The organism is Streptomyces sp. NBC_01237 (assembly GCF_035917275.1).
GTDB lineage: Bacteria > Actinomycetota > Actinomycetes > Streptomycetales > Streptomycetaceae > Streptomyces.
In genome coordinates this window covers 517,255-544,005 of sequence record NZ_CP108509.1, presented here as the reverse complement: position 1 = coordinate 544,005, position 26,751 = coordinate 517,255, and the positions used below count along the sequence as shown (strand labels likewise).

Annotated in this window: 26 protein-coding genes, 1 tRNA gene and 1 pseudogene; 14 read left to right on the top strand and 14 right to left on the bottom strand. The window is 70.7% G+C overall.

What is annotated here, in order from left to right; translation table 11 throughout:
* Positions 1–48: 48 nt before the first annotated feature.
* Entirely contained in the window at positions 49–249 is a 201-nt protein-coding gene (locus tag OG251_RS38905; protein WP_326681989.1) for a hypothetical protein, read from the bottom strand.
* Between the two features lie 273 nt (positions 250–522).
* Entirely contained in the window at positions 523–1,035 is a 513-nt protein-coding gene (locus OG251_RS38900) for a hypothetical protein (protein ID WP_326681988.1), read from the bottom strand.
* Between the two features lie 278 nt (positions 1,036–1,313).
* Between OG251_RS38900 and OG251_RS38895 the strand changes: the two genes are divergently transcribed.
* A complete protein-coding gene (locus tag OG251_RS38895) occupies positions 1,314–2,153 on the top strand; it encodes a pentapeptide repeat-containing protein (RefSeq protein WP_326681987.1) in 840 nt (279 codons plus the stop codon).
* 93 nt (positions 2,154–2,246) lie between these two features.
* Here OG251_RS38895 and OG251_RS38890 read toward each other — a convergent pair whose 3' ends face one another.
* Complete coding sequence (locus tag OG251_RS38890) at positions 2,247–2,756, bottom strand: SRPBCC family protein (RefSeq protein ID WP_326681986.1); 510 nt, start codon at positions 2,754–2,756, stop codon at positions 2,247–2,249.
* A gap of 231 nt (positions 2,757–2,987) precedes the next feature.
* A pseudogene (locus tag OG251_RS38885) lies at positions 2,988–3,662 on the bottom strand (NADPH-dependent F420 reductase); the annotation flags it as partial.
* A 225-nt stretch (positions 3,663–3,887) separates the two neighbouring features.
* Between OG251_RS38885 and OG251_RS38880 the strand changes: the two are divergent.
* The 4 genes from OG251_RS38880 (at position 3,888) to OG251_RS38865 (ending at position 7,984) form a co-directional block, all read left to right on the top strand.
* The gene (locus tag OG251_RS38880; protein WP_326682771.1) at positions 3,888–4,439 is read left to right on the top strand and encodes a glycoside hydrolase family 25 protein; all 552 of its coding nucleotides are present in this window, start codon (positions 3,888–3,890) and stop codon (positions 4,437–4,439) included.
* Between the two features lie 204 nt (positions 4,440–4,643).
* Entirely contained in the window at positions 4,644–5,657 is a 1,014-nt protein-coding gene (gene adhP / locus OG251_RS38875; RefSeq protein WP_326681985.1) for an alcohol dehydrogenase AdhP, read from the top strand.
* 214 nt (positions 5,658–5,871) lie between these two features.
* Positions 5,872–7,602, top strand: coding sequence for an aa3-type cytochrome oxidase subunit I (gene ctaD, locus OG251_RS38870; RefSeq protein WP_326681984.1), 1,731 nt, complete (start codon positions 5,872–5,874; stop codon positions 7,600–7,602).
* Between the two features lie 40 nt (positions 7,603–7,642).
* Complete coding sequence (locus tag OG251_RS38865) at positions 7,643–7,984, top strand: hypothetical protein (RefSeq protein ID WP_326681983.1); 342 nt, start codon at positions 7,643–7,645, stop codon at positions 7,982–7,984.
* Here OG251_RS38865 and OG251_RS38860 read toward each other — a convergent pair.
* The 6 genes from OG251_RS38860 to OG251_RS38835 form a co-directional block, all read right to left on the bottom strand.
* Positions 7,974–8,453 (bottom strand): GNAT family N-acetyltransferase, encoded by a 480-nt coding sequence (locus OG251_RS38860; RefSeq protein WP_326681982.1) that lies wholly within the window; start codon positions 8,451–8,453, stop codon positions 7,974–7,976. The genes OG251_RS38865 and OG251_RS38860 overlap by 11 nt on opposite strands.
* A 24-nt stretch (positions 8,454–8,477) precedes the next feature.
* Complete coding sequence (locus OG251_RS38855; protein WP_326681981.1) at positions 8,478–8,855, bottom strand: VOC family protein; 378 nt, start codon at positions 8,853–8,855, stop codon at positions 8,478–8,480.
* A 155-nt stretch (positions 8,856–9,010) separates the two neighbouring features.
* A complete protein-coding gene (locus OG251_RS38850) occupies positions 9,011–10,657 on the bottom strand; it encodes a sigma-70 family RNA polymerase sigma factor (protein ID WP_326681980.1) in 1,647 nt (548 codons plus the stop codon).
* Positions 10,658–10,946: 289 nt separating this feature from the next.
* Positions 10,947–11,141 (bottom strand): antitoxin, encoded by a 195-nt coding sequence (locus OG251_RS38845; RefSeq protein ID WP_326681979.1) that lies wholly within the window; start codon positions 11,139–11,141, stop codon positions 10,947–10,949.
* 389 nt (positions 11,142–11,530) lie between these two features.
* On the bottom strand, positions 11,531–12,550 hold the full coding sequence (locus OG251_RS38840; RefSeq protein ID WP_326682770.1) for an MASE1 domain-containing protein: 1,020 nt from the start codon (positions 12,548–12,550) through the stop codon (positions 11,531–11,533).
* 119 nt (positions 12,551–12,669) lie between these two features.
* Complete coding sequence (locus tag OG251_RS38835) at positions 12,670–13,503, bottom strand: PP2C family protein-serine/threonine phosphatase (RefSeq protein WP_326681978.1); 834 nt, start codon at positions 13,501–13,503, stop codon at positions 12,670–12,672.
* A gap of 133 nt (positions 13,504–13,636) precedes the next feature.
* On the opposite strand from OG251_RS38835, the gene OG251_RS38830 reads away from it, so the two are divergent.
* Entirely contained in the window at positions 13,637–13,906 is a 270-nt protein-coding gene (locus tag OG251_RS38830) for a hypothetical protein (RefSeq protein WP_073720085.1), read from the top strand.
* A gap of 231 nt (positions 13,907–14,137) precedes the next feature.
* Here the strand turns inward: OG251_RS38830 and OG251_RS38825 are convergent.
* Positions 14,138–14,210, bottom strand: a tRNA-Trp gene (locus OG251_RS38825).
* 132 nt (positions 14,211–14,342) lie between these two features.
* Here OG251_RS38825 and mptB point away from each other — a divergent pair.
* The 4 genes from mptB (at position 14,343) to OG251_RS38805 (ending at position 20,813) form a co-directional block, all read left to right on the top strand.
* Positions 14,343–15,815 carry a polyprenol phosphomannose-dependent alpha 1,6 mannosyltransferase MptB gene (mptB, locus tag OG251_RS38820; protein WP_326681977.1) on the top strand — a complete coding sequence of 491 codons (1,473 nt, stop codon included), beginning with the start codon at positions 14,343–14,345 and terminating at the stop codon, positions 15,813–15,815.
* 275 nt (positions 15,816–16,090) lie between these two features.
* On the top strand, positions 16,091–17,752 hold the full coding sequence (locus OG251_RS38815; protein WP_326681976.1) for an ABC-F family ATP-binding cassette domain-containing protein: 1,662 nt from the start codon (positions 16,091–16,093) through the stop codon (positions 17,750–17,752).
* Positions 17,753–17,827: 75 nt separating this feature from the next.
* Positions 17,828–19,516 carry an ABC-F family ATP-binding cassette domain-containing protein gene (locus OG251_RS38810; protein ID WP_326681975.1) on the top strand — a complete coding sequence of 563 codons (1,689 nt, stop codon included), beginning with the start codon at positions 17,828–17,830 and terminating at the stop codon, positions 19,514–19,516.
* 148 nt (positions 19,517–19,664) lie between these two features.
* The gene (locus OG251_RS38805) at positions 19,665–20,813 is read left to right on the top strand and encodes a winged helix DNA-binding domain-containing protein (protein WP_326681974.1); all 1,149 of its coding nucleotides are present in this window, start codon (positions 19,665–19,667) and stop codon (positions 20,811–20,813) included.
* Between the two features lie 34 nt (positions 20,814–20,847).
* Here OG251_RS38805 and OG251_RS38800 read toward each other — a convergent pair whose 3' ends face one another.
* Complete coding sequence (locus tag OG251_RS38800; RefSeq protein WP_326681973.1) at positions 20,848–21,729, bottom strand: alpha/beta fold hydrolase; 882 nt, start codon at positions 21,727–21,729, stop codon at positions 20,848–20,850.
* 110 nt (positions 21,730–21,839) lie between these two features.
* Entirely contained in the window at positions 21,840–22,271 is a 432-nt protein-coding gene (locus tag OG251_RS38795; protein ID WP_326681972.1) for a nuclear transport factor 2 family protein, read from the bottom strand.
* Positions 22,272–22,364: 93 nt separating this feature from the next.
* Here OG251_RS38795 and OG251_RS38790 point away from each other — a divergent pair, with 93 nt between their 5' ends.
* Together OG251_RS38790 and OG251_RS38785 are read left to right on the top strand one after the other, a co-directional pair.
* Positions 22,365–22,934 carry a PadR family transcriptional regulator gene (locus OG251_RS38790; protein WP_326681971.1) on the top strand — a complete coding sequence of 190 codons (570 nt, stop codon included), beginning with the start codon at positions 22,365–22,367 and terminating at the stop codon, positions 22,932–22,934.
* On the top strand, positions 22,921–23,766 hold the full coding sequence (locus OG251_RS38785; protein WP_326681970.1) for an SGNH/GDSL hydrolase family protein: 846 nt from the start codon (positions 22,921–22,923) through the stop codon (positions 23,764–23,766). Before OG251_RS38790 ends, OG251_RS38785 begins: the two co-directional genes overlap by 14 nt.
* Before the next feature lie 142 nt (positions 23,767–23,908).
* On the opposite strand, the gene OG251_RS38780 is transcribed toward OG251_RS38785, so the two are convergent.
* Positions 23,909–24,418 carry a MarR family winged helix-turn-helix transcriptional regulator gene (locus tag OG251_RS38780; protein WP_326682769.1) on the bottom strand — a complete coding sequence of 170 codons (510 nt, stop codon included), beginning with the start codon at positions 24,416–24,418 and terminating at the stop codon, positions 23,909–23,911.
* Between the two features lie 193 nt (positions 24,419–24,611).
* Here OG251_RS38780 and OG251_RS38775 point away from each other — a divergent pair, with 193 nt between their 5' ends.
* Both OG251_RS38775 and OG251_RS38770 read left to right on the top strand, forming a co-directional pair.
* Positions 24,612–25,331 (top strand): SDR family NAD(P)-dependent oxidoreductase, encoded by a 720-nt coding sequence (locus tag OG251_RS38775; RefSeq protein ID WP_326681969.1) that lies wholly within the window; start codon positions 24,612–24,614, stop codon positions 25,329–25,331.
* A 194-nt stretch (positions 25,332–25,525) separates the two neighbouring features.
* Entirely contained in the window at positions 25,526–26,527 is a 1,002-nt protein-coding gene (locus OG251_RS38770) for an alpha/beta hydrolase (protein ID WP_326681968.1), read from the top strand.
* Positions 26,528–26,751 lie beyond the last annotated feature (224 nt).

Genomic DNA, 26,751 nt, shown 5'->3' with positions numbered 1-26,751 from the left:
CCACTGACAACGCGACGTGCCCGGAGCGGGGGAGGGGCGCGGTCTTTGTCACGCCGGGGTGAAGCCCCGCGGACACTGCTCGCTCAGCACGCCCCGGTGCCGGGTGTCGGAGAGTTGCCCGGTCGCCCAGAGGAAGAGGCCGTCCGCGAGCAGGTCGGTCCAGTCGTACTCCGGATCGAAGGGGCCCAGGACCGGCGTGGGCAGAACCGTCTCCCGCAGCGGTCCCTCGCCCGGTGACAGTAAGGACACGGCCTCCCCCCAGCCGCGAGGCGCACCGGACGGAAGTCTCCTCGGTGTCCCAGCGTTCCGCGCCGTACCGCAGCCGGAGCGTCGAGGACGCGGCGTACAGGGCGGCGCCGAACGTGGTGACGTGCGACAGGAGATGAACGAAACCGTGGCGGAGCCGCGCACCGGCAGGTCGTGCGACGGCGTCGGCGGGGCCGAGGGAGAGGCGCCCGCTCTCCGGGTCCAGGAACCAGAGCCTGTCGTACCTGTCGCAGTCCTGAGGCACGGCCGGGGACATCAGTGACGTGGCTCCAGCCCCAGCTCCTGATCGACCGCCGCGCTGCTGCGGGTCGCCGCGTCGATGGCCTTGGCCCAACTGCCGTACTTGGCGTACTGCTGATCAGCTGTCGGACCCAGCGGATTGCCGTACTTCGCGAGGTTGCGTGCCTCCAGCACGGCGACGGCCTCGGACGACATTCCGGCCCGTGTGACGTCCTTGGCCTCATTGCGCATGGCCGCCAGGACCCGGGCGATCTCCTCGTCCGAACGGCCCTCCTCGCGCATCCGCCGCTCGGCCGACTCCATCTCGTCCAGCGACCGGTGGTAGCGCGCGCGGACCTCGCGGGCCCGTGCCTTCTGCTCGTGTGTCATCTCGCGGATCGCGCAGACAACGGGATCGCCGCCGGTGCTCGGCACGTCCGGGACCGTCGTCAGGGCGAAGGCGAACGGCGGGCCGCTCACACGGGCGAGCGACGGGCCTGCCGCCGGGGCCGCGAGCGCGCTGCCGGGCGCGACCAGCGTGCTGCCCACGACGGTCAGCAGCGGGAGGAGCAGGGAGACGACCAGCCGTCGCGCGAGCGGGCGGCGACTGCCGGCGGAACCGGGGGCAGCCAGAAAACGTTCATGCGTGAAGAGCGGCTCTTTGCCTGGGGAACAGGGCGAAACGGGACGTTACGGTGAGTGACCCACTGTCCGGCGATCATGGGCGCGGCGCGTCCGGGTGAAGCCCGGATAAACTTGACCTCCCCCGCTCCGGACACGTGATCCGTGTGATGCCCCTTGCACCCCAGACAGAGGAACCGCGCCCCGTGACCGACAACGATCCGAGCGCCGCACCCGACACCGGGCGGGCCGCCCTGCGCGCGGACTGCGGTAACTGCTTCGGGCTGTGCTGTGTAGCCCTGACCCTGACCGTGTCGGCGGACTTCGCGATCGACAAGGACGCCGGGCGGCCCTGCCCCAACCTCCAGGACGACTTCCGCTGCGGCATCCACACCCGACTGCGCCCGAAGGGCTTCTCCGGCTGCACGGTGTACGACTGCTTCGGCGCCGGGCAGAAGGTCTCCCAGGAGACGTACGCCGGTCAGGACTGGCGGTCGTCCCCGGACACCGCGCAGCAGATGTTCCAGGTGTTCCCGGTGGTGCGCCAACTCCACGAACTGCTCTGGTATCTCACCGAGGCGCTCACCCTGCCCGCCGCCGCGTCACTGCACCCCGAGATCCGGCGCGCCATCGAAGCGACGGAACGTCACAGTGGCGGTTCGCCCGAGGCCCTGGCCGAACTGGACGTGGCGGCCCACCGGAGCGGGATCTCCGAACTGCTGCTGCGGACCAGCGCACTCGTACGGGCGAGTTCGCCCCGCCGCAGGAAGCGCGACCACCGCGGCGCCGACCTCATCGGGGCCCGGCTCAAGGGCGCCGATCTGCGCGGTGCGGACCTGCGCGGGGCCTACCTCATCGCGGCCGATCTCTCCGGAGCCGACCTGCGCCTCGCCGACCTGATCGGCGCCGACTTCCGCGACGCCGACCTCACGGGCGCCGACCTGACCGGCAGCCTCTTCCTGACCCAGGCCCAGCTCAACGCGGCCAGGGGCGACGCGGCGACCAGGCTTCCGTCGCCCCTGACCCGGCCCGCGCACTGGAACTGACCGGCCCCGCGCACTGGAGCTGACCGGCCACGTGCACCGGCGCCGACCCGGTGCCGGGCCCGGCATGTGTCCCGCCAGGATCGAGGGCACCTCTCAGGAGGTCTCACCGGCTTCCAGCGCCGACTTCAGGCGCTCCAGAGTGGTACGGATGTTGCGGCGCTGGAACTCCGCGAACGTGTGCCCCCGCGTCGCGATCCGGTCGAAGCCGTTGGCCAGGAAGTCCGGCCATGCGCGCCGGTCGTCGGTCCAGGTCTCGGTGACCCTGGTGGACCCGTCCACCTCCTCGAAGCGGTACTCCCAGGTGGCGATCGCTCCGGGAAGCCGCGGCCGCCGGGCGCCTATCGCGTGGACACGGAAGGCGAAGCGCTCACCGGGGTCGGCGGCGGTCACCGTGCACCTGGTCGTCCAGCGCACCGCGCCGCGCTTGTTACGGCCGTCGAAGACCATGCCGACGTACGCGCCGCGCCGTTCGCCGCGTACCGTCGCTCCCTGGTTCTCCGGGCTCCAGCGTCCCATCGCGGTGGGATCGCTGAGTTGTTCGTACACCTCCGCCGGAGCGGCGTCGATGACGATGCTGTCCGACACGGACATGGTGCGGGGCATGGGGCGACTCCTTGTCCACGGCCGTCCCGGTCCACCACCGGGGGCCGGACGGACCGTGGAGCCGACGCCCCGGGCCCCACACCTTACTCACGGGTAGTTTCGTCCGGCCGTGCGGAGGGCGCCACTCGGTGCGCGGGCGGGGTGCGGGGCGGGAAGTCCAGGAGGCCCCGCCGTGGCCGGGCCGGCACACCACGACGGGGCTTCCTCACGTGCCTTTCGTGTCCTTCGGAATCAGGCGCGCCACTCCGCGGTACGTTCCGGTGAAGCCTCCGCCAGCGCCTTCACGATGGCGTCGACATCGCCCTGACTCCCGTAGACGGGCGTCCCGGGCTGCTGGCGCCACGACTCGTCCAGCCCGCCCGCGTCCACGGTGTCGAAGCCCAGTTCGTCGATGAGGTCGCGCACGGCCTGCTTGGCCGCCGCGTCGTCACCGGCGACCGGCAGCGCCTGGCGGCCGGGGCTGCCCTGCGGGCGGCCGCGGTCCAGGATGTCCTGGGCGTACGTGCCGTTGAACGCCTTGATCACCGGGTGGCCGATCCGCTGCTCGGTCCACCGGCTCTCGGGCAGTCCGTCCTCGATGGCGGCGATCCTGCCGTCGCGCTGCTGCGGGTAGTAGTTGCCGGTGTCGATGACCGCGGCGCCCGGTGCCGCGCCGTCGAGGAATCCCGAGGGCAGGTCGGGCACGGCCTTGAGGGGGACGGTCACCACGACGACCTGGGCGTCCTTGGCCGCCTCGGACGCGTGGACCGGGGTGGCGCCGGTTTCCTCGGCGAGTGCCGCCAGTGTCTGAGGGCCACGCGAGTTGGCCACGGACACCTCGTGCCCGAGAGCGGTGAGCCGCCGGGTCAGGTTGCCGCCGATGTTGCCCGCTCCGATGATGCCGATCTTCATGGGTCCGACCTTCCGATGCTGACTGCGTGAGGAGAAAGTGGTCTCGTCGCATCACCAACTGCGCACCGGCGAGCACTATTCCGTGTGTCTTCGATGTGGGCCGGGGTCGGCTTGATCCGAACAAAAGTCCCTACGGTGGCTGATCGGTTCCCCCTCGTCGGTACGGATGGGGCGGGACATCGGCGGGCACATACCAGGGCAACAACCGGAACCTCGGAGCCCCACTTGGAGGCGGTATCCATGCTGCACGGCGTCGATGTCAGCGCGTATCAGTCGTCCTTCGATACGGACGGTCTCGATTTCGTGTTCATCAAGGCCACGGAGGGCCGCTCGTACGTCAATCCGGCCCTGGGTGACCAGGTCAAGCGTGCGAGGGACGCCGAATGCGTCGTCGGCTTCTACCACTTTCTGTGGCCGGGGAACGTGGCGCAGCAGGCCGAGTACTTCCTGAGCAAGGCGCCCGAGAAGGCCGGTGAGCTGCTCGCCGTCGACTGGGAGGAGACCGGCGACGGCACCCGCGCGAGCAATGCGGAGAAGGACAGCTTCATCCGTGAGGTGAAACGCCTGAGGCCCCACCACCGGGTCCTGCTGTACTGCAACCGCTCGTTCTGGCTGCAGTACGACACGACCTCGTACGCGGGCGACGGGTTGTGGATCGCCGACTACGTCACCCGCGGCAAACCGCGTATCGAGGCATCGTGGCGCATCCATCAGTACACCGACCAACCGCTGGACAAGGACGTGGCCGATTTCGCCTCTGCACAGGAGATGCGTGACTGGGCTGCCGGGTAGCCGGGACGTCCCGTCCCGCGGGTACGCCGCCGGGACGCTCCGCACGTGCGTGCGCCGAGGGCGTGGGGGCCGGGCGGGCACCGCTCGGGAAGCGAACACCGAGCGAGCGAAATAGTCTGTCCTGAGGCTTCTGTTCATCATGCCCAGGCGGCCCGCGTCCTCGACGTGTGTCCCTTCGCCCGGGCGAAGCGGAGGGATGTCCCCATGAGAGCCGCCGTAGTCCGCAGCTTCACCGAACCGCTGACCGTGGAGGACCGGCCGGTACCCACTCCGGCAGGCCACCAGGTACTGGTGCGGATGGAGACTTCAGGGCTCTGCCACACCGACATCCACGCCGCCCGCGGGGACTGGCCCGTCAAGCCGAGCCCACCGTTCGTACCCGGCCACGAGGGCATCGGGATCGTGGAGGCGACGGGCGACCAGGTGGACCACCTCGCGGTCGGGGACCGGGTGGCGATTCCCTGGCTGGGCGAGGCATGCGGGCACTGCGATCACTGCGTCTCCGGCTGGGAGACGCTCTGTCTTGAGCAGCGGAACAGCGGCTACTCGGTCGACGGCAGCCACGCCGAGTACGCGCTCGCGCACGGCACCTACGTCGTGCCCGTCCCCGACGGTATCGATCCGCTCGACGCCGCACCGCTGACCTGCGCCGGTGTCACCACCTACAAGGCGGTGAAGCTGTCCGGTGCCCGCCCCGGCACCCGTGCCCTGATCTCCGGGATCGGTGGACTCGGACACCTGGCCCTCCAGTACGCGCGGATCTTCGGCGCCGAGACCATCGCGGTCGACGTCACGGACGAGAAGCTGGCACTGGCCGAGGAACTGGGCGCCGACCATGTCATCGACGCACGCGTGCAGGACGTGGCCGAGGAGACCCGCAGGCTCGGCGGCGCGGACGCGGCGATCTCCCTGGCCGTGAGCAACGACTCGTTCGGCGCGGCCTACGGTGCGCTGCGCCGAGGGGGAACCCTCGTGCTGGTGGCACTCCCTGCCGAGGGGAAGCTCGAACTCCCCGTCTTCGACACGGTGCTGAACGGCACCAAGGTCGTCGGCTCGATCGTCGGCACCCGCGAGGACCTTGCCGAGGTGTTCCAACTGCACCGCCTCGGCCGCACGAGGGTCGTCCGGGAGACTCGCGGCCTCGGCGACATCAACAGCTCGATCGAGGAGGTCCTGAGCGGCAAGGTCTCCGGGCGCCTCGTCTTCGATCTGCGCTGACGAGCGCCCGAACCGCGCTCCCGTAAGACGCTCGACGGCCGTACCGGACGCCCGGCGCTCCGGACGGCCTGCGGGCGTCATGTCCTGTGGGCCATTTGAGTGTCCTTCGTGCGCGCTCGCGCAGCGCTGGGAGAGATGTCCCACCGCACCGATCGCAACGGGTCCATTCTGGTCGCCGAGTCCGCAACCGGCCGTCGACCGAAGGAGCGTCGCAGTGACGACGAGGGACACCTCACAACCGGTGGAAGCCGATGTCGCCTACCAGGATGAATTGCCGGTGCGGCGCAAGGAACCGGGGAATGTCGTCATCACGTGGCTGACCACCACCGACCACAAGACGATCGGCACGCTCTACCTGGTCACGTCGTTCGCCTTCTTCTGCGTCGGCGGACTGATGGCGCTCTTCATGCGCGCCGAGCTGGCCCGTCCCGGCACACAGATTCTCTCCAATGAGCAGTTCAACCAGGCGTTCACGATGCACGGCACGGTCATGCTGCTGATGTTCGCGACGCCGCTGTTCGCCGGATTCACGAACTGGATCATGCCGCTCCAGATCGGCGCGCCCGATGTGGCGTTCCCGCGGCTGAACATGTTCGCGTACTGGCTGTACCTCTTCGGCTCGGTCATCGCGGTGGCCGGCTTCCTCACCCCGCAGGGTGCCGCAGACTTCGGCTGGTTCGCCTACTCCCCGCTCACCGACGCGGTGCGCTCGCCGGGCATCGGCGGCGACATGTGGATCATGGGTCTGGCGTTCTCCGGATTCGGCACGATCCTCGGTTCGGTCAACTTCATCACCACGATCATCTGCATGCGCGCACCCGGCATGACGATGTTCCGCATGCCGATCTTCGTCTGGAACGTCCTGCTGACCGGTGTTCTGGTCCTGCTGGCCTTCCCGGTCCTCGCCGCCGCACTGCTGGCACTGGAGGCGGACCGCAAATTCGGTGCGCATGTCTTCGACGCGGCCAATGGCGGCGCCTTGCTCTGGCAGCACCTCTTCTGGTTCTTCGGCCACCCGGAGGTGTACATCATCGCCCTGCCGTTCTTCGGCATCGTCAGCGAGATCATTCCGGTGTTCAGCCGTAAACCGATCTTCGGCTATATCGGCCTGATCTCCGCGACGATCGCCATCGCGGGTCTCTCGGCGACCGTGTGGGCCCACCACATGTACGTCACCGGCGGTGTGCTGCTGCCGTTCTTCTCCTTCATGACCTTCCTGATCGCGGTACCGACCGGTGTGAAGTTCTTCAACTGGATCGGCACGATGTGGAAGGGGTCATTGTCCTTCGAGACACCGATGCTCTGGTCCATCGGCTTTCTCGTCACCTTTCTCTTCGGCGGTCTGACCGGCGTGATCCTGGCCTCGCCCCCGATGGACTTCCACGTCTCCGACTCGTACTTCGTCGTCGCGCACTTCCACTACGTGGTATTCGGCACCGTGGTCTTCGCGATGTTCGCCGGATTCCACTTCTGGTGGCCGAAGTTCACCGGGAAGATTCTGGACGAGCGGCTCGGGAAGGTGACCTTCTGGACGCTGTTCGTGGGCTTCCACGGCACGTTCCTGGTGCAGCACTGGCTCGGTGCCGAGGGAATGCCGCGTCGATACGCGGACTATCTCGCGGCCGACGGCTTCACCGCGCTGAACACGATCTCGACGATCTCCTCGTTCCTGCTCGGCCTGTCGATGCTGCCGTTCTTCTACAACGTCTGGAAGACGGCCAAGTACGGCAAGAAGGTCGGGGTCGACGACCCGTGGGGTTACGGCCGTTCGCTGGAGTGGGCCACGTCCTGCCCGCCGCCGCGGCACAACTTCGTCACCCTGCCGCGGATCCGTTCCGAATCCCCGGCGTTCGACCTGCACCACCCCACGGTCCGCGCGCTCGACGATGCCGCCAACAGCCCTGCCGCCTCTGTGGCCGTGGCGCCGGGGGACAAGCAGGCATGAGGGGGCGGCCGCCCGGGACAGCCCGACGAGAGGAGCACTGGTGGAACGCGACAAGGACAGCGCCCGGGGGCTGGCCCAGATGGAGGGCTATCTGCTGTGGAACGCCGAGGTCGAGGAGGCCCGCCGGGAAGCCCGCCGCTTCACCGGCCAACTGCCCTGGCTCACCACGGCGCAGCGCGAGGACGTGGAGCGCGTCTACCTCATGGACCGGATGGTGCTCTGCCGGGAATCGCTGACGCGCGTCAGCGGCCGGGCCGCGGAGCTGCGTGGTGAGTACACCGAGCGCTACGAGCAGCTCAGGGCGCGCTGCGTGGCCGCCTCCGGTCTGGCCGTGAGCGCGGTGATCGGCGCCTGCACCGCGCTCACGCTGTTCACCCGGTGATCCGAGGACCGACCGGCAGGGTGTAGCGGACCTTGTCCTGGCAACGGACGCCGGGCCGCCGTGCGTAGAAGCGGATAGCGCCCTCGTTCCACGAGGGCGTCTGCCACTGGACCTCCGTGAGGCCGAGCCCGCGCGCCTCGGCTACCACGGCGTCCATCAGCAGAGCGCCCAGGCCCTGCCCCCGGGTGCTGTCGCGCAGAAAGAGGCAGTCCATGTGGAGGTACTCGGCGCCGTCCCAGGTGGAGATCTCCGGTACGCAGGTGGCGTAGCCGACGACCTCGCCGTCGGGTGATTCCGCCACCAGGCACCGCAGCCGGGGCGACGGCGTCTCGAAGAGGAGCAGGGCCAGCCGGTGCCCCAGAGCGGCGGCCGGCGGGGCGGCCCTCTCGTACGCCGCATGCTCGGCCACCAGGGCGACGACCACCGGAAGGTCGGCCGGGCGGGCGTGCCGCACGTGCGGGGCGTTCATCGGTCTTCTCTCTTTCGCATCCGGTCAGTGACGTACCAGGCAGAACGGATGGCCCGCAGGATCGGCGTAGATCCGCCAGTCGCGCTTCTCCGGACCGCCGTCGAGCACGGTCGCCCCCAGCACCAGCACCCGCTCATGGGCCAGGTCCAGATCCGTGACGGCGAAATCCAGATGGAACTGCTGGGGCCGTGCGGGATCGGGCCACCGCGGCGGCCGGTGGTCCACGACCCGTTGGAACGCGAGGACGGGCCCGGCCGCCGTGTGCAGCGTCGACCACCCCTCGTCGAGCGACCACCGTCGGTCCGGCCGGTCGACGGTGCCGCCGAGCACCGCCGCGTAGAACTCCGCGAGTTCCCTCGGATCCGGGCAGTCCAGCACCACACACTGCAATTCGGCGATCATGGCCACATCCTAGGGAGCCGTCGGCGGCGGCCCGACGCCGGATGCTCAGTCACACCACGACAGCTCCCACGAACCGCGGTGCCCCCGAGCGCGCCGTCGAGGACCGACAGTTGCACTGCCGGTCCTGGGGAAGGGCGGGGCGATCAGCTGACCGCTCATCCGGCAGCGCCGAAGTTCTGGGTCCACACCGGCCCGCTCCCGGTGTTCCGCATCCCGACGCCGATCTCCTTGAACGAACAGTTGAGGATATTGGCCCGGTGCCCTGGACTGTTCATCCAGGAACTCATCACATCGGCCGGGGTGCGCTGGCCCTTGGCGATGTTCTCTCCGTACGTGCTCCAGCGGTAGCCGGCCGCGGTGAGCCGATCACCCGGATCGGTGCCGTCGGGGGACGTGTGCGAGAAGTAGTCCCGGGTCGCCATGTCGGCGGAATGCCTCTGGGCGGCCGTGGACATCAGACCGTTGCCGCGCACAGGAGCACAGCCCTCCGTCGCGCGTTCGGTGTTGACGAGTGCGGTGACCTGTTCCGCTACGGAAGGCGGGGCCGGCGGGGCGGGCTTCGGTGCGGGAGCCGCCGAACTCGGCTCGGGCCGGGCGCTCCTGCTCGCGGTGGGCTCGGCACTGCGAGAGGGCTTCCGGGACGGCGAAGCGGTGGGCGAGGGCGGTGCCGAGGACGCCGGATGTGACGGGGTCGGGGCGGGCGCCGGGGAACGGGCACCGTCGGCAGACGCGACGGCCGTCACGGAGTCGTCATTGCGGTCCGGGTGGTCGTCGTCGGTGGCGTAGAGATGTACGGCGCCGCCGCCGGTACCCAGCGCCGCGACGGCGACCACGGCCGCCACCACGCTATTGCGGCGGCGGCGCCGGACCTGGCCGCGCCTGCGCTCCGCCCGTCCGGGCCGGGACGGATGGACTGCGGCCCCGGCATGCGAAGTGGCGGTGGACTGCGAGATGTCCGTGGGATGTGAGGTGTCCGTGGGATGGCCGGTCGTGTGCGCGACGGCCGTGCGAACCATCTCCGGAGCGGCGCCTGTCACAGAAGCTGCCAGGGGCACCAGCGCCAGGCCCACGAGCAGGCCCTCCGCGGGCACGAGCCCCGAACCGTGTCCCGAACAGACGGTGCAGCCACGGGCATGGCGGGCCAGCCGCTTGCGCCAGAGGGCCGAGGGCACCCCGTCCCACTCGCCGACGATGTCCTCCAACAGCACGCAGCGCGGGTCCGAACCCAGCGCGCTCACCACGACCCTGGACCCCTCCAGTTGGGCCTTCATCCGCTGGACCCGGACCGCGGTGTGCTGCGGGGAGAGTTCGAGTGCGGCGGCGACCTCCGCGCGGGACAGCTGCCCGGCGGTCTCCAGCCACCACAGCGACAGCAGGGCCCGGTCGTCCTCGTCCAGCCACCGTGTCGCCTCGGCCACCTGGCGCCGCTGTCCGGTCAACCCGAGGCGCAGGATGGTGTGGTCGACGAAGTCGGCGCCCGGGTCGGCCCGGTCGCGGGCGTCGTCCAGGCGGTCGGAGGGCAGGGCTCCGGTTGTGCGGTCCCGCCAGTGCCCACGTATCTCGTTCATGGCTATCGCCACCAGCCAGGAGCGGAACCTCTCCGGGTCACGCAGGCCGGGAAGGCCACGCAGCATGCGGAGCACGCTCTCCTGTACGACATCGTCGACGTCCGCGTGACCGTCCAGCGCTCGGCCGACGATGTTGTACAGCAACGGCAGACAGGACGCGACGAGTCGGTCCTTGGCCCGCTGATCGCCGCTGCGCGCCGCGGTGATCAGCGCCGTTCCGTAGTCCTCGCCCATGCTGCGCTCACTCTTCCGGGGTCCTGTTCTGTCACTTCCCACACCCGGGAGATGCGGTGCGGCCGGGACAATAACAAGAAACCGCCGGCCGACCCCACGTTCTTTGCCGCGACAGCGGGTGCGAACCCGGCGAAAATGGCCGATGCCGATGCCGATGCCGATGCCGATGCCGTACGCAGCACGCCGGACCTCACCCTCGGGACGCCGTGGGACGGAGCGGCGTGCCGGCGCGACGCGCGGCTCCACGTGAGGAGCGGCCGACGCGGGGAGTGCGGCCGGGGCGGTGCCGTCAGGTGCGGGGCGGCCCGTCCTGGTCGCGGTCCGTTCCGAGCTGCTGCTTGAGCTTGTCCTGGGCGGTGTCGACGTGCCGGCTGTACTTGCCCTTGGTCCTCTCGTCGATCATGTCACCGCCCTTGTCGACGGCCTTGCCCGCCTGGGCCTCGTGTCCCTTGAGCATCCTCTTGAGCTTGTCCAACGCGGACATGGCTGATCCTCCTCGCCTCGGCGCCCCCACCCATCCAGGGTCACCGCACATCGGCCGGGCCGCATCCGCACCGCTCTCGCCCGTACGTCTGGCCCTGGGGCGCCGCAGCGGGGCAGGCCGGAAGGTTGAAGACCGGCTGCGTGGGCAGATACCGGTTGACCAATAGGAGGTGGTGGCAGTGGGCCGCATCAGGATCGTCCGTCGTCCGCCGCCCCCCTCCGGGCCGCCCCCGCTCGACCTGCGCACCCCCTCGGGGCGTCCGCTGCCGTACTGAGTGCGCACCCACGCGATGCGTGGGGTGTTCTCGACGGCCTGTGGCTCGACCCGGCGCACGGCCGGGCTCCGTCGCCTTCCGCTTCACCTGGCGGCGGCAGGCCGGGGCAGGGCCGTCAGGAGCGGGAGGACGGCCCGTCGTCCCGACCGTGGGGCGGGTCGTCGTCGGCGGTGCGCCGTGCAGGTGGCCCCGGCAGCGGAGCGAACTGCTCCACCAATGCCTGCAACTCCTCCACGGCACGCTCCGTCCTCCGGCGAATGTTCGACTGCTCGGCCACGATCGCGGCCAGCAGCAGGGCGGTGAGCGCCACACAGCCGTTGAAGAGCGACAGGTTGACCATGATCTCCACCAGGCTGTGATCCGCGAACGGCCCCACCCGGTCGGTTCCGGCAACGATCGCGAGCACGGACACCAGGAACGCGCAGGGGGCGCTACCGGGCAGCTGAAAGCGGATCGCCGCCCAGATGAGGACCGGGAAGACCAAATAGATCATCGACAGTGAGCTTCTCGTCGCCACCAGACCGGCCACCAGCGTGACGATCATCAGGACCGACGCCTCCAGCCACCGGTCGCTCCTCCGTGGAAGCCGCACCTTGCGCAGGACCAGCAGGAGCGGGGTGACCACGAGCACTCCCATGGCATCGCCCGCCCACCAGGACGACCAGACCAGCCAGAAGCTGCTGGTGGGAAGTTTGCCGGCGAGCATCAGCACTCCGCTGCCCACCGTCGCGCTGATGAGCATCCCCGCGAACGCGCCGAGAAGGACCAGCGCGATGCCGTCCCGCAGATGTGCCAGCTCGCTCCGGAAACCCACCCGGCGCAGCATGAGGTACGCGCACAGCGGGGCCGCGGTATTGCCTGTCACGATGCCGAGACCGGACCATGTGAACGAGCCGCTGGTCGCGGTGATCGTCAGGAGCGCGCCGAGCGCGATGCCCGGCCAGATCCTGGCACCCAGAACGAGCAGCGCAGCCAGGGCGACACCCGTGGGTGGCCAGAGCGGGGTGACGACGGAACCGTGCACCACCACTTCCCTGAGCAGTCCGAGCCGTCCCGACCCGTAGTAGACGGCGGCGACGCCCAGCATCTGAGCGACTGCCACGGCCCGACGTCTGGCTTCTTCGCTGCGGATCACACGGATCATCAGACACCGACCTCGTCGGGAGTCGGCTGAGACACGCTCGGCGCAGTCCCGCAGTCCCGCAGTCCCGCAGTCCCGCAGTCCCGCAGTCCCGCAGTCCCGCAGTCCCGCAGTCACCGTGTCCGGCGTGCGGTGGCCTCGTGACGCAGGACGAGCACCGCCGCGTCGTCCTCGTGGCCCGTGGACTCCGCCGCACCCAGCACCTCATCGGCCAGTTCCTCGGCGCTCGCACCGGCATGGGCGCCGACGAGGCGCCGCACCCTGTCCAGACCGTCCTCGATCAGCAGCGACGGCCCCTCGACGACGCCGTCGGTGAGCAGCACGAGGGCCCCGGCAGTGTCGAGCGTGCGCCGGGTGACGGGATACGCCTCCCCGGTCTGGATGCCGAGAGGCAACCCCCCGGGGTCCTCGGTGATGCCGGACGACCCGTCCACACTCGCCCATACGCAGGCCACATGGCCGGCCCGAGCGCTGTGCAGCTCCCAGGTGAGCGGATCGAGCCGGAGGAACGTACACGTGGCGAAGAGGCCGGAGTCAACGGACAGCAGTAGATCGTTGGTTCGGCCCATGACCTCACCCGGATCGGACGTCGTGGCCGCGATCGCGCGCATGGCTATGCGTATCTGCCCCATGAAGGCCGCCGCCTCGACGTCGTGCCCCTGCACATCGCCGATGGCGAAGGCGAGGGCCCCGTCGGGGAGCGGGAACCCGTCGTACCAGTCGCCGCCGATGTCCAGCCCATGACGAGCGGGGGCATAACCCGCCGCCGCCTCAAGTCCGGGAAGCGTGGGCAGGGATGACGGCAGCATCTCGCGCTGGAGGGCCTGCGCCAGCTCCACCCGGGCCTGGTGCAGTTCCACTTCCTGCCGGGCCCGGGCGGTAAGACTCTGCAGCGTATTGAGCAGGTCCTCGGCGCTTGCTGAGCGGGAAGTCCGACGCCGGTTCATGGGCCGCTCCGCGGTGCGTTAGTCCCTGCATCATATTTCGGCTGCCGGTGAGCGGCGACTCCTGCCCGGGGACCGGGTGCCGGATGGCCCGACGCACCGTGCCGTTGTCAGTGCCCGGTGGGATGCTGCCCGCATGGACGAGCTCATGAGGCAGCGCCGGGTCTACGGCACGGACCACGACGACCCCCACCCCGGCCCGAAGACCGGCCACGAATACCGCGAGCTGGTGGGCGGCCCGCTGGACGGGCTGCTCCTGGACGTCACGGGCTGGAGCGCCGCCGCGTTGCGCGAGGGTGCGGGACTCATCACGGAGATCGGGGCCTACGGGCCGGGTGGGCGCGCGGAGTACGGGCCCCGTCCGAGCGATCCGGACCGGTGGGACTGGCGGGGCGATGTGCGGTAGTCGGGCCCCCGCTCCGTACGCGCGTCGCACCCAGGGATGATGCCCCGCTGCTCCGGATGCGCTCGCGCCGGTCCGGCGTGAGGATCGGTATACGGGCGGTGGTCCGGCCGCGCCCCGGCCCCCTCGGCCGGCTCTCCCTTCCCGGCGCTCCGGTCCGCCTCCCGGCCGCACTCGGGCTTCCCGCGCAGCGGGAGCGCGAGCCGGGCCGTGACGGCACGGCCGCACCATGGGCAGGGGCGGCAGGAGTCGAACCTGCGGCATCCGGTTTTGGAGACCGGCGCTCTGGCCTCTGAGCTACGCCCCTTCGATGCCGATCAGCCTGGCATCCCCACCTGCCCCGGCCAACAGGTTTTAGGCGGAGTGCCCACCGGGCGTGTCACCCTCCGAGTCGGGGTGTGGTGATCGCTCGCGGGCCCGTTCGGTAGGTTGGCGCCTCATGTGGGCATTGAGCGCTGAAGGGTACCGTCGGCTCGGAGTGGCCGGTTCCGCCGCGGCCGCCGCGGGTGGCTGGGCCGCCGGAAGTCTGCCTGCCCGCGACCCGTGGGGACTCTGGGTCCCCCACGGGTCCGGGGTGACCGTGGCAGCCGCCGTTCTCGCGTACATCGGGCTGACGCTTCTCGTCATCGCCTGGTGGGGGTACGGCAGGACCGGGGCGTCAGTCCGCGCCACGCTCATCACCCTCGTGTGGTGGGCGGCCCCGCTCGTACTGGCACCGCCGCTCTACAGCGCTGATGTGTACAGCTACATCTCCCAGGGGGCGATGGTCCTCGAAGGACATGACGTCTACAGCGTGGGACCGTCGGTTCTCGACCCCGGTGGGCTCGGCGGTGACGCCGCCGCGAGCGTCGGCGGGCACTGGACGGACACACCCGCTCCGTACGGCCCCTTCTTCCTGGTCCTCGCGCGAGCGGTGGTCCAGCTCACGGGCGGGACGATCGTTCCCACCGTGCTGGGCATGCGGCTCATCGCCCTGGCCGCGCTGGTCCTGATCGTGTGGGCTGTGCGGCACCTCGCGCGCGAGCACGGCAGGAGCGAGAGCGCTGCTCTGTGGCTCGCCGTACTCAACCCGCTGCTGCTCATGCATGTCGTCGGCGGAATGCACAACGACGGCCTGATGATCGGCCTCATGCTGGCGGGCATCGTGCTCGCCACCCGTGGCAGGTGGATCGCGGGGAGCGTGCTCATCGGGCTCGCCATGATGGTGAAGTCCCCGGCGGCCGTCGCACTGCTGTTCATCGGCGTGATCATGTACAGGGCATCGACCGGCCCTCTCGTACGCAGGGCGGCCAAGGGGCTGCTGGCGCCCGGCCTCGTCGCGGGGACCGTTGCCGCAGGAGCGACGCTGGCCGCGGGCACGGGCTTCGGCTGGCTCGGGACCCAGAGCGTCGCGGGCTCCATACACACGGCGCTGTCGGCCACCAGCGACCTGGGGCTGCTGTTCGGCGAATCGCTGCGCCTGCTTCTCGGTACCGATCCCGAACCGGTCAAGAGCGCCGTTCAGACCCTGGGCCTGGCGGCGGCGCTCGTACTGATCGCCCTCCTGGCCTGGCGGGCGGCGAACGGCCGCTCGGCCCCGGTGCCTGCCCTGGGCCTGGCACTGCTGGCCCTGGTCGCCCTTTCGCCCATGGTCCAGCCCTGGTACCTGCTGTGGGGCATGGCGGTGATCGCCGCCACGCAGGCACACGGCCGCACCGTCAAGGTGCTGACCGTGCTGTCGGCGTCGCTCGTCTACGAGACCCATCCCACGGGTGCCACCCCGGTCTACGCCTTCGTCCTGACGGGAATCGCCTGCGTACTGGCCACGTTCGCTGTCCGGCGGGCCCCGGCCGATCCCGGCCCGCCCGCCTGCGGCCCCGTCGGCGAACGACCCGGGATCCCACAGGAAACAGGCCCTGCCATGACCAGCTGAGGTATAGTGCTCAGGTCCCATTGTCTCCGATAGAGGTGGACGTTGCGTATCTGAGGTTCGCGATCATCACGCGGTACGGCACAGCCCGTACACCTGTCACGCCGTTCCGGCATTCCTGCCGACCGTGACCCCGCGTGGATGCGACCTCGGTGCATGAAGCCGTCCTTTCACCCTTCGGAGGGCCGCACCCCCTTCGTTTCTCCCGGTCTGGTCGCCGTGTGGTGCTCGCATATGAAGCCCCCCTGTTCACCGCGCTTGCGACTGCGAGGACCTTCATGGCCAACCCCACCCTCCCCAGTACCTCTGTGACCTGCTCGGGCCTGTCCTTCGACTGGCCGGACGGCACCCCCCTCTTCGACGGGCTTTCCCTCACCATCGGCCGGGGACGAACCGGCCTGGTCGGCACCAACGGCACAGGCAAATCCACTCTGCTGCGCCTGCTGGCCGGACGGCTGCTCCCCTCCCGGGGATCGGTGACGGCCGGCGGCAGCCTCGCCTACCTGCCGCAGAACATCACCCTCGACACGACACTGAGCGTCGAACAGGCCCTGGGCATCGCGGGGCGGCGGGCCGCGCTGAGCGCCATCGAGGCCGGAGACGTCGACGAAAAGCACTTCGCGACGATCGGCGACGACTGGGACGTCGAGGAGCGGGCTCGGGCGACCCTGGACTCACTGGGGCTCAACGACGTCGAACTGGACCGCACCGTGGGCGAGATGTCCGGCGGGGAGACCGTTCTGCTGCGCCTGGCCGCGCTGCTGCTGGAGCGCCCCGACGTCCTCCTGCTCGACGAACCGACCAACAACCTCGACCTGTTCGCCCGCCGTCGGCTCTACGAGGCGGTCGACTCCTGGCGCTCCGGTGTACTGGTCGTGGTCAGCCACGACCGTGAACTGCTGGAACGCGTGGACCGTATCGCCGAGCTGCGCAACGGATCGGTGAGCTGGTACGGGGGTGGCTGGTCCGCCTACCGGGAGGCACTGGCCACCCAGCAGGAAGCGGCCGAACGCATGCTGCGGGCCGCCGATGCCGACGTACGGCGACAGAAGCGCGAGCTGGAGGAGTCCCACATCAAAGTGGCCCGCCGGGAGCGGCACGGCAGGAAGGTGGAAGCCGAGCGGCGGCTGCCGAAGATCCTCGCCGGTGCGCGGAAGCGCGCCGCGCAGGAATCGGCGGGCAAGCTGCGAGGTGTGCACGAGGACCGGCTCAGTGAGGCGCGCGAGCGGCGCGAGGAGGCCGCGGACGCGATCCACAGCGATGCCGAGATCAGGGTGAGCCTTCCCCGTACGGCCGTGCCCGCCGGCCGCACCGTGCTGACCCTGCACCGGCTGCGCCCACGGTTCGGCAAGCTGCGCGACGGCGAACTCCATGTGCACGGGCCCGAACGCATCGCGCTGGTCGGGCGCAACGGGGCCGGGAAGACCACGCTGCTGCGCACCCTCACCGGACAGCTCGCGCCCCTGGAGGGCGAGGCCAGGACGTTCGTGCCGTGGAGATTCCTCCCGCAGCGTCTGGATGTGCTGGACGAGCGGCTGAGCGTCGTGGCGAACGTGGCGCGCATGGCACCAGGGGTCGACGACAACCACATCCGCTCCCAGCTCGCGCGGTTCCTGTTCAAGGGGGCGCGCGCCGAGCAGCTCGCGGGCACGCTCTCGGGCGGGGAACGCTTCCGAGCCGCACTCGCGGCGACGATGCTCGCCGCACCGGCACCCCAACTGGTCATGATGGACGAACCGACCAACAACCTGGACATGGCCAGCGTGCGGCAGCTGACGAGCGCGCTCGAATCCTATGAAGGCGCGCTCCTGATCGCGGGCCACGATCTGCCCTTCCTCGAATCGGTCGGCATCACCCGCTGGCTGCTCGTCGGGGAGGAGCTGAGCGAGACCACCGCCGATGAGGTCCGGAGCATGCTCGAAGCGACGGAGGCGGGCTGAGCTGTGGTGGGACAGCCGTACACGGGTGGGGGCAGTGGGCCCCCCGCCCCCGCAGGCAGAGGGGAGCCCCTGAGGATGTCCGAGACGCAGGTGGACCACAGCGGTGCGCAGGACGTGCTGTCCGGCGACCATCGCTCCGCGCACCTCCTCGCCGAGAACGTTCACTGTGTGCTCGGGGACCGGATGGTGCTGAGAGACGTATCGCTGAAGGTGTCACGGGGCGAGCGGGTGGGGCTGATCGGTGAGAACGGCCGGGGCAAGTCGACGCTGTTGCGCGCTCTCGCGGGTGAACTGCCGCTGCGGCGCGGTCAGGTCGTGCGCGCGGTCGCGGGCCAGGTGGGGTTCCTGCCGCAGGAGCCGGGCTTTCCGGCGGGCGCGACCATCCAGGATGTGCTCGCGCGGGCGACCGCCGAGTTCGGGGAACTGGCCGGACGGATGCGCACCGCCGAGGAGCTGATGGCATCCGGCAACGACGACACGGGCGAGGTGCTCGCCGAGTACGGCCGGCTCCAGGACGAGTTCGAACGACGTGGCGGCTGGGAACTCGACGCCCGCGTCGGTGAAGTGCTGGACGTCTTCGGCCTCGGTGGTACGGACCGGCAACGGCCCACACAGACGCTGTCGGGCGGGGAGCGGTCCCGCCTGGCGCTCGCCGCACTGGTCCTCACCGAACCCGCCGGGCTGCTGCTCGACGAGCCGACCAACCACCTCGACGACCGTGCGGTGGACTGGCTCGTCCGGTGGCTGGCCCAGTACCGGGGGCCGTGCCTCATCGCGTCGCACGACCGGGTGCTGCTCGACACCGCCGTCACCGCCATCGTCGATCTGGACGGCCCCGCCGGCTCCACCGTGCGGTACGGCGGTGGGTACCGTGCCTACCTCGACGAACGTGCCGCGGCGCGGGCGCGCTGGTGGCAGCGGTACCGCGACTGGCGCCAGGAGCTGGCCGACGCCCGTCGCCGGCTCGACAGGGCCGCCCGGTCCGGCCGCACCTTCAGCGGGATCCGGGACGGCGACAAGCTGGCCTACAACGCCGCCGGGAGCGCTGCCGAGGCCGCCGTCGCCCGTGCGACCCGCGCGGCCCGGCAACAACTGGTACGGCTGCTGGACGACGAAGTCCTCCGGCCACCGGAGCCACTGGCCTTCACGCCGCCCGAGAACGCGGAGCTGCCCGACGGCGTGCTGATCAGGGCCGAGGGACTGGTCGTCGGCGACGTGTTACGTGGTGTGGACCTGGAACTCCCACCCGGTTCGCTGCACGTCATCACCGGCCCGAACGGCGCCGGCAAGTCCACGCTCCTGTCCGTTCTGGCCGGGCACAGGGCCCCCGACGCCGGGACGGTCGTGCGCCAACCGGGGCTGCGCATCGGTCACCTGCCGCAGGACAGCCGTTTCGCCCGGGAGCGGCGCGGCCTGCTGGACACCTTCGCCGCGCATCGCGCGGTCTACGCCGACGACGCCGCGGCCGAACTGACCAGGTTCGGACTGTTCGGGGCCGCCGACTTCGACGTTCCGGTGAACCGGCTGTCCGTGGGGCAACTGCGGCGCCTCGAACTCGCGCTCCTGTTCGCGCAGCGCCCGCATCTGCTCCTGCTCGACGAACCCGGAAACCACCTGAGTCCGGCCCTGGTCGAGCAGCTGCAGGAGGCGGTGGAACACTTCACCGGACCGGTCGTGATGGTCACCCATGACCGTGCGCTCCGGGAACACCACCGGGACGGACTGCTGGAGCTGGCCGACGGGCGACTGGTCCGGCCGGCCTGAGCCGGGTGCCGGCCCGTGGAACCGCCATGGCCCCGCTCATCCGGGGCCATGGCGGTCCCGCCGGAGCAACCCTTAGGGTGCACAGTCGGGAAAGCCGCGAGCGTGGTCATGGCCGTGGCCCACGCAGGGGGAACGAGGCGGCAACGACATGAGAATCACGGCGCGCGAGCTCAACCGCTCCACACTCGCGCGGCAGTTGCTGCTGCGGCGGGAAGCCCTCGGCGCCACCGAGGGAATACGGCGCGTGGTGGCGCTTCAGGCGCAACAGGCGGCCTCGCCCTATCTCGCGCTGTGGAACCGGCTGGTGGCCTTCGACCCGGCGGAGCTCGATGCCGCCTTCGACGACCGCACGGTCGTCAAGTCGACCCTGATGCGGATCACGCTGCACGCCGTGCACGCCGACGATTTCCGGGACTTCCGCCAGGCCGTGCAGCCGTCGGTGCGTGCCGCCAGACTGGGTGACCGCTTCACGGCATCGGGGCTGACCGCCGAGGACGCCGACGTACTGGTCCCGGAACTGCTGGCGTTCGCCGACCGGCCCCGAACGGCTGCGGAATTCGAGGCGTGGCTCACACAACGGCTGAGCGGGCCGCCGAAGCCCGGAGCGTGGTGGGGGCTGCGGCAGTACGCGCCCCTGCTGCACGCGCCCACGACACCACCGTGGTCGTTCGGCATCCGTCCGTCCTACATCGCTCCTGCGGCCCGCCCGGAGCAGAACGATCCCGGGACATCGGCCGCGTCCCTGCGGACGCTGGTCCTGCGCTACCTCCAGGGGTTCGGGCCCGCGTCGGGGGCGGACGTGGCGCAGTTCGCACTGGTCCAGCGGACCCGGGCCAGGGCGGCATTGGCCGCACTCGCCGCTGACGGTGAGATCGAGCGGCTGGGGGGACCGGACGGCGAGGAACTGTTCGACACGCCGGGCGCACCGCGTCCGGACGGGGATGCGCCGGCACCGCCGCGGCTGATGGCGATGTGGGACAGCACGCTGCTGGCCTACTCCGACCGCAGCCGTGTCATTCCCCCGCAGTACCGGGGGTTCGTCATCCGCAGAAACGGCGATGTGCTGCCGGCCCTCCTGGTCGACGGGTACGTCGCAGGGGTGTGGCGCACGACCGGGGGAGGCGTCGAGGTGACCGCCTTCCACGACCTGCCGGACGAGGTCTGGGAGGAGATCGCCGCCGAGGCCCGTTCGCTGACTGCCTTCCTCGCCGACCGCGAACCGGCGGTCTACCGCCGCTACGACCACTGGTGGAGCAAGCTTCCCGGCTCCGGGGCCCGGCTGCTCCCCGGGCGCTGAGGCGACATCCCGCGGGCATCCGCCCAGCACGTGGTCAGTGCGCATCCCTGTGGGCGAGCAAGGAACGCAGGACCGCGTCGGTGTGTGTCCACAGCAGGGAGCCCGCGGCGTCGGGCAGCAGGTGCCGGTGCGCGGTGGGGATGAGGCGTGCGAGGGAAGCGCCGTGATCGGGTGAGTGGGACGGGCTGGTGTCGTGCCGTCCGTACCAGAGGTCGACCGGAACAGTGATGCGAGCGGGGTCGAACGGCCAACGGCCCATCGCCAGGACGGTGTCGCGGGCGTAGCCGTCCGATCCCTGCGCGAAGGCTTCCTCCATCGCACGGCGGAACGCGGACCGGAAGACAGGGTCGGCGTACACGGCGCGGTCGGTCTCGCAGGATGTGGCCATGATCAGGTCCCACAGTGCGTCCGCGCTGCCGAAGCCGGCGAAGGACGCGGCGGCGCTGTCCGGGTCGGCCGCCACGGCGTCCACCATCGCCCTGACGTCCGGATGGAGCGCATCGGTGAAGCGGGGACCGGCCAGTTCGTCGCTGCCGGACACGATGGCGGCGGCGCTCGCGGCACCGGCCGCCGCCAGGGCGAGGGCGAAGGGTGCCCCCTGGGAGAACCCCACGACGGCCGGATCACCCAGCGCCCGGGATCGGGTGAAGTGCTGAATGTCCGCGGTCCAACTGGCCAGCGTGCGGCCGGGATGCGGGTCCGAGGCGCCGAGTCCGGGCCGGTCGACGGAGATGAGGCGGATTCCGGCGTCCTCGACCAGGCTGCCGCCGAAACCGAGCCACCTGGTGGTTGCCGCGCCCGGACACAGCAGCACTGTCCAGCCGTCCTGGGGGCCCCACTCCGCCCATGCCAGTCGCCGGCCGTCGGGAAGCCGGGTCCGCCCGAGCCGGGCAGGGTCTCTCACGCCATGATCCATGTTTCGGAGCGTAGGCGAACGAAACATCGACGGCAGAGTATTTTTTTGGGGCGCGGCGCTATGGCTGCTGGTCTCCGCGCCGAGGGCTGTCTGTGCGGATTCCTGGTCGGCTACTGGTCGGCCGGTGCGGGTACGAGGCCGTCGGCGACAAGCCCGGCGAGGACCGCCTCGCCCAGGGCGTGCACCGCGGACCGGGGGCGGACCATCACGGTGAACTCCTTGATCCGCCCGTCGGGGGCGAAGTGCAGCAGGTCGATGCCGTGGATCTGCTTCCCGCTCACGGTGGCGCGGAAGAGCAGGACCGCCGAGGGGGCTTCGGTGCCGTCGACGCCGGTCTCGGCGCTGCCGTCGAACTGTCCGACGTAGCGGAAGTCCTCGAAGGTACGCAGAAGGACCCCGAAGAGCCCCAGCACCGTCGGCCTGCCCTCGAACGGTGTGAACTTCACCGGGCTGTAGAGCCGGACGTCCTCGGTGAAGAGGTCGTCCAGAGCGGTCAGATCGCGGCTGTCGACGGCGGCACGGAAACGGTCGGCTGTGGCCATGGCCCCTCCTGGATAGTCATGGATGTGATTAGTCAGATTCTTGACTATCATGGACGCGGTGTTCGTGGACAGAGGCGAGAAGGAGGCGGTCCGATGGCTTTGCGCCACGCCGTGTTGGCAGCGCTCATCGATGGGGAACTGAGCGGTTATCAATTGGCCAAGGCGTTCGACACGGGTGTGGCGAACTTCTGGCACGCGCTGCCGCAGCAGCTGTACGCAGAGCTGACCAGGCTGGAGAAGGAAGGGCTGGTCGTGGGCCGTGAGGTGGTTCAGGACACTCGGCCCAACAAGCGTCTGTTCGCTGTCACCGCCGCCGGGCTGGCCGAGCTGGAACAGTTCGCAAAGACGCCCCCCAAGCCCTCCTTCATCCGCGACGACCTGCTCGTCATGGTCCAGGCGGCGGACCATCTCGACACCGGGGCACTTGTCGCCCAGCTCACCGAACGGGCCGCCTTCGCCGAGGCCAAGATCGGACTGTTCGAGGCGCAGCTGCGGAAGATGCGCGGTGGCCGCGACGAGGAGGAGTTCCTGCGCCACGGCGAACGCATCGGCCCCTATCTGACCTGCTGCCGTGGCCTGGACTTCGAGCGGGGCAACCTGGAGTGGTGCAGGCGGACCGCGGCGGTCCTGCGGGAGAGGCGGGCGGCCCGTGCGCGGCGATGACCACCTGCGCTTCGTCGCACTGGGCGACAGTCAGACCGAGGGGCTCGGGGACGGCGACGACACCGTGGGGCTGCGGGGATGTGCCGACCGGTTCGCCGAGCAGCTCGCGCTACACCACTCCGGCGTCCAGTACGCCAATCTGGCCGTACGCGGTCGACTGGCCGGGCAGGTCCGGGCGGAGCAGCTCGCGCCCGCTCTCGCTCTGCGCCCGGACCTGGCCACGGTGGTCGCCGGGGTCAACGACCTGCTGCGGCCCCGGTTCGACGCCGACGAGGTCGCCGGTCACCTGGAGGCGATGTTCGAGGCGCTCACCGCGACAGGGGCCCGCGTCGCGACCGTCACTTTCCCCGACCTCGCCCGGATCACCCCGCTCGCCCGTCCGATCGGCTCCCGCGTCACCGCGTTGAACCACCGCATCCGGCAGGCGGCCCAGCGGCATCATGTCGCCGTCGCCGAGACCGCACTCCACCCCGTGCTCACCGACCCCCGGCTGTGGAGCCCGGACCGGCTGCACGCCAGTCCGCTCGGCCACGAGCGGATCGCCGCCGCCGTCGCCCACGCACTCGGCCTGCCGGGCAGCGACGACTCCTGGACCCACCCCCTGGCCGGACCGAGCGCACCCGCCCCCGCCGGATGGCGCCACGCGGCGGGCGAACTGCGATGGGCGGCCTCCTTCCTCGGCCCCTGGATCGGCAGGCGCCTGCACGGCCGTTCCTCCGGCGACGGGCGCACGGCCAAACGCCCGAACCTCCTTCCCGTACACGCCGTTTCCGACCATGGCGGTACGAGGAGGAACAGCACAGGCCCCGGAGACGCACCTCGGCGCCCGTGAGGGATGGGACGACTGCACGCCGTCGCTGCGGACGGGCGGCGTCCGAAGACCCGACGGCGATCAGCGGCGTGGGAGCGGCGGGGGGCCGTGGAACCGCTCGGCAGCGTGGAGCGACGAGGACCGTCTGCCCGGCTTCACCGCTCTACCGCTGCTCGCCCACCTGTGTGATCCGCTCGTCGCCGAGCCTCTGCTGTACGTCCTGGAGGAGTACGCGCAGCAGCTCGTTCAACTGACGCTGTTGCTCGGGCGTCAGGGCGGTGATCAGATCGGCCTCGCTGTACAGGACCTGGTCGACGGTGGCCTCGACCAGCTCATGACCCGCCGGGGTCAGCGTGACCAGTACGGTCCGCGGGCGCCCCTGGGCGGGCCGGCGGACGACGAGCCCCTCGCGTTCCGCGCGTGCCACCCGCTGTGAGATCGCGCCCGCCGTGACCAGGGAGTGCTGCGCGAGTTCGCGGGTGCTCAGGGTGTACGGCCCGCCGCTGCGGCGCAGCACGCTCAGCAGGTCGAGGGTGGCCGTGTCCACACCGGCTCGGGCCAGCACCCGGCGCCGGTCGTCCCCGAAGAGCTTGGCCAGCTGCCAGATCGGCGTGACGATCCCGATCGAGGAGACGGGGGTGCCCGGACGTTCGCGCTCCCAGGCGGCCGCGATGTCCTCGGCCGAGTGAAAGGCGCCGTCGGCCGACGTGGACCGTTCACCGCCGGCCGGCGCGGCGCCGGCCGCAGCGCCTGGGCCCGGCTCGCCCGGCGGCGGGGTGAGGGGATCTCTCGTCACGGTGTTGCTCCCAGGTGCTACGTTTAGATCTAAATTTAGACCTACATGAACGCGATACGGAGCTCAGCATATGGCACGCACCATCCTGATCACCGGCGGATCCACCGGCATCGGCCAGGCCCTGGCCCGTCACTTCGCCGAGGGCGGCGACGCCGTGATCATCACCGGCCGTCGGCCCGGCCCGCTCAAGGAGACCGCCGCCGCTGTCGGCGCCCGTGGGCTGGTCTGTGACCACATCCGGCCCGAGGCGCTCACCGCGCTGCTGTCCGAGCTCCCCGACCGGATCGACGTACTCGTCAACAACGCGGGCGGCAACACGGACTTCGACGCCGACGGTGCCGATGACCTCGCCTCGTACGCCCGTGACTTCCGCGCCAACCTGGACGCCAACCTCGTCAGCGCGGCCCTGACCACCAAGGCGCTGGAGGACCGCCTCGCACCCGGCGGCGCGGTCGTGCACATCGGCTCGATCGCCGCGGACCAGGGCGCGGGCTCCTACGGAGCGTCCAAGGCGGGCCTGGCCACATGGAATCTCGACCTCGCCGGACGACTCGGCCCGCGTGACATCACCGCCAACGTGGTGGCGCCCGGTTACATCGCCGATACGGAGTTCTTCCGCGACCACCTCTCCTCCGAACGCCGCGACCAGCTGATCGCCGGAACGGCCACGGGGCGCCCCGGCACACCGTCCGACATCGTCGGCCCGGTCGGCTTTCTCGCGTCCCCGGCCGCCCGGCACATCACCGGTCAGGTGCTGCACGTCAACGGAGGCGCGCTGATGACCCGCTGAGGCTTCCGGGGATCCCGCGGTCGCCGTGGCGCCCGTCATCGTGGTCGTCCCGGCCGCTGCCGCAACAGCAGCCGGGACCGGCGACTCGGGCCGGGACGCACGGCGGCCGGGCGGAGGGTGCCGCGACTCCGCCCCCTCGGCGGCCGTGCGGTATCAGCCTCATGGCGTGGTGGTGTGCGGCCGAAGACTCATTTATGAAGAACGCACACTCACGCCGGACCCTGCTCGCGAGCGCCGCCGTCCTGGGGGCCGGTGGGCTGCTCGGTGCCGCCCCGGCCCGTGCCGCCGGCCGAGTCATCGCCGAGCGACGGCTGGACGAGCGCCTGATCGAGCTGACCGTCGACTCCCCGGCCCTGGGCGCCCGGAGCACCGTGGCTCTGCTGACGCCACGCGGCTGGGACCGACGCCGCCCCGGTGACACCTGGCCCACTCTCTATCTCCTGGCGGGCGGGGACGGGGACCACACGACCTGGCGCACATTGTTCCGGGTGCAGGAGCCGGCCGAACTGCATGACGTGCTCGTGGTCATGCCGGCCATGCCGCTGTTCGGGTTCTGGACCGACTGGCTGAACCACGGCAAGGGCGGCGCGCCCCGGGTACGTACCTACTTCCTCCGCGAGGTGATGCCCTTGATGGAGGAGCGATACGGCGCCGGGCCGATCCGAGCTGCGGCGGGGGAGTCCCAGGGCGGTTTCGGCGCCCTGGGATTCGCGGCCCGGCTCCCGGGACTGTTCGGCGCCGTGGCCGCTTTCGGGGCTCCCGTGCACCCGGTACGGCACCCGGAGATGTGGCTCTCCGGAGCGAAATTCCTCGGTGTGGACGGCTACGCGGTCTTCGGGGACCCCTCGAAGGACTGGGAGACCTGGCTCGCCTGGGACCCCTACCGCCACGCAGAGGGGCTGCGTCACACAACTGTCTATCTGGCCTCCGGAGACGGCACCCCCGGCCCGCTCGACGGTGAGGACCCCGATCCGCACATCCCGGGCACCGAGAAATGGGCCGCGCTCGCCTCCGCCGACGTCGTCTCCCTCACCGAAGCCGTCTGCGGCGAGGAAACACGGATGCTCAGCGCGCGGCTCAGGTCCCTGGGCGCGCCCGTCACCACACACATCTACCCCGGCACCCACAGCGGGACCTACGGATACCGGGAACTGCGCCACGCGCTGCCGATGCTGCTGTCCGCCCTGCACCGGTGAACCTCGATGGCGTCCACCGGTCCGTTTCGCGGCTCGGTTCCGCACTGGACCGCGCCGTACCCGGGCGGGCCGGGGCGGGCGCGGTTCGTGTTGCCGGTGGGGTCTTCCGCCAGCAGCATGGATGGCGGAGCAGCCGGTGGGCGGCGGAGGGCGCGCGACTCCGAAGACCCTCCCTCGCGGCATCCCGCGCTTTTCCCTGGCCGGGCATGCGCGGCCCGGCCCCT